At 63.1% G+C, this 2,401-nt stretch carries 2 protein-coding genes; both read right to left on the bottom strand.

Annotation, left to right across the window (positions count from 1 at the left end; all coding sequences use genetic code 11):
• The coding region (locus tag VGY55_19015) for a glycoside hydrolase family 15 protein (GenBank protein HEV2972071.1) at window positions 1–1,131 on the bottom strand (1,131 nt) is incomplete at its 3' end.
• Window positions 1,082–2,293 carry an ISAzo13 family transposase gene (locus VGY55_19010; protein HEV2972070.1) on the bottom strand — a complete coding sequence of 404 codons (1,212 nt, stop codon included), beginning with the start codon at window positions 2,291–2,293 and terminating at the stop codon, window positions 1,082–1,084. The genes VGY55_19010 and VGY55_19015, both read right to left, overlap by 50 nt.
• Window positions 2,294–2,401: the final 108 nt, after the last annotated feature.

Genomic DNA, 2,401 nt, shown 5'->3' with positions numbered 1-2,401 from the left:
CAAATTGAGCGCGGAGTTGATTAAGCCCACATGACTGTAGGCCTGGGGAAAATTGCCCAGCATGCGGCCGCTCAGCGGATCAACCTCTTCGGCGAGCAAGCCCACGTCGTTGCAGCGCGCCAGCAAACGGTCGAACAACTTGCGGGCTTCCGCATAGCGACCTTGCAATATGTAGTTATCGACTAGCCAGAAGCTGCAGGCGAGAAAAGCGCCTTCGCTGGGTGGCAGGCCATCGCTGGGATTGTCGCTTTCGTAGCGAAGGAGGAATTCGCCATCGATCAGCAGGCGGTCCTCGATCGCTCGCAGCGTCCCGCGGATGCGCGGATCGGAAGCGGGAAGAAAGCCGACAAGCGGCATCAGCAGCAGGCTCGCATCGAGCCGCTTGGAATCGTAGGCCTGCACGAAGCTGTCGAGCTCCCGGTCGAAGCCGCGCTCGCAGATCTCGGCGTGGATCTCGTCGGCAATGTCGCGCCACCGCTGCCCCGACTCGTGGTAGGCCCGCACTGCGAATTCGTTGGCTGCACGATCGAAGGCGACCCAAGCCATCACCTTCGAGTGGACGAAGTGCTGCCGTCCGCCGCGGACCTCCCAGATGCCTTCGTCCGGTTGCCGCCACGCCGCCGACAGATATTCCAACACGACCGGCCGCAGCGTTCGGGCGCGTTCGGGCGGCTCCATGCCTGCTTTGAGGGTCTGGAAAATCGCGTCGGCGATCTCGCCGAAGACGTCGAGCTGCAGCTGCCCGGACGCGTCATTGCCGATCCGCACCGGCGCGGATTTCTCGTAGCCCGCGAGCCACGGAACGATCAACTCCGGCAACCATCGCTCGCCACCAACCCCGTACATGATCTGGACCTGGCGCGGACTGCCGGCGATTGCACGCGTCAGCCAATCCCGCCACGCCCGCGCCTCGTCGTAATATCCGAGACTCATGAACGCCAAGAGCGTGAAGGTGGCGTCCCGCAGCCAGCAATACCGGTAATCCCAGTTCCGTACGCCTCCCAGGCGCTCCGGCAGCGAAGTCGTCGGGGCGGCGACGATGCCGCCGGTCGGGGCATAAGGACAGTCTGAATAACAACTGCTACGATTCCGCCGGCTTTCGCGGCTTGATCGTGTAGTTCCATTCGGGATGGAATTGATCGCCGGTGATGTCGAGGCATTTCATTGCGACTTTGCTGATCTTGATGCCCTTCTGGTAGGTGCGCGTGTCGAGCGCGCTTTCGACTTTCAACCCTGTCTTGGTCGTCGTCGCCCCGATCAACTCGACCACGGCAAGCCGATCGGTGAGCGGCCGGCCGCGCCAGTTCTGCGTGATGTGGCAGAACAGCCGGTGCTCGATCTTGTTCCACTTCGATGTGCCTGGCGGATAGTGGTGGACGTGGATCACGAGCCCGGTCTCATCGGCGAGCTTTTGCAACTCGACCTTCCAGAGCCGCACACGCGCACCATTCGAGCCGCCGCCATCGGCCGTGATCGTCAATTCCCGTGCATCCGGATAGCGCTGGCGTCCCATGCGTTCGCGCCAGCAGCGGATCGACTGCACGGCGAACTCGGCGGTGTCGCTGGTGATCCCGACGCTGACGAAGCCGGCATTGGCCGTCACATCGTACACCCCATAGGGCACGACCTTCCCGAGCTTCTTGTCCTCGAAGTCATGCACATTCACACGCTGCGGATCGCCTTTCGGACGATAATCGGTTCCGCCATTCTTGAAGTTGCCGACCAGTTCCTTCTTCTTCGTGTCGACGGAGATGATGGGTTGCTGTTGGGCCTGCGCCGCAACGACTTTCGCGTTGATGTATTCGAACTGAGCGTTCCGGTCGGGATGCTTCGAACCTTCGTTCGCCTTGCGGTTGGACTGGCGCGAGAACCCCAGTTTCACCAATTCCGTGCACACCGTATCGGCGCTGATCGGATGCCCCATCGCGGTCAGGGTTGCGGCGAGCTTCTCCATGCTTTTCGATACCCAGATCAACGGCCGCATGGGATCGCCAAGCGTCGCCGGCTCGACCAGGCGCTTGAGTGCAGGGATGAGCCCCGGATCGTTCTCGCAAACGGAGCGACGCCCGCCGCCGGCACGGCGAACCCGTCCCTTCGGCAGCGGCTGCGCATCGAGGTCGGCCTTGCCGCGATTGATCGTCGAACGGGCAAGCCCGGTGATCTTCGAGACGATTGCGAGACCGCCCCGACCCGCCGTCCGCACCTCCGCCGCCGCGAAAACCCGCCGCCCCCGCTCGTCCAGCCGCGAGCACACGGCGTCCCATCGCAACCGAATCGCGGCCTCGTCGATCATCCGACCGACCTACGCCGCTTCACCGCCTCCTGGAATCCCCGGCACCTGAGTCAATCCGACGCACCCGTGGCGCTTCGCGATTCAGTTAATGTGCGGAGTGTCCTTAGG

The organism is Pirellulales bacterium (genome assembly GCA_035939775.1).
Taxonomy (GTDB): Bacteria; Planctomycetota; Planctomycetia; order Pirellulales; family DATAWG01; genus DASZFO01.
The sequence above is the reverse complement of the archived record's forward strand: the minus strand, read 5'-3'. Positions and strand labels throughout refer to the sequence as shown.

Coding starts and splice junctions, on each gene's coding strand:
- VGY55_19010 (HEV2972070.1), bottom strand. CDS start 2,293: ATGATCGACGAGGCCGCGATTCGGTTGCGATGGGACGCCGTGTGCTCG.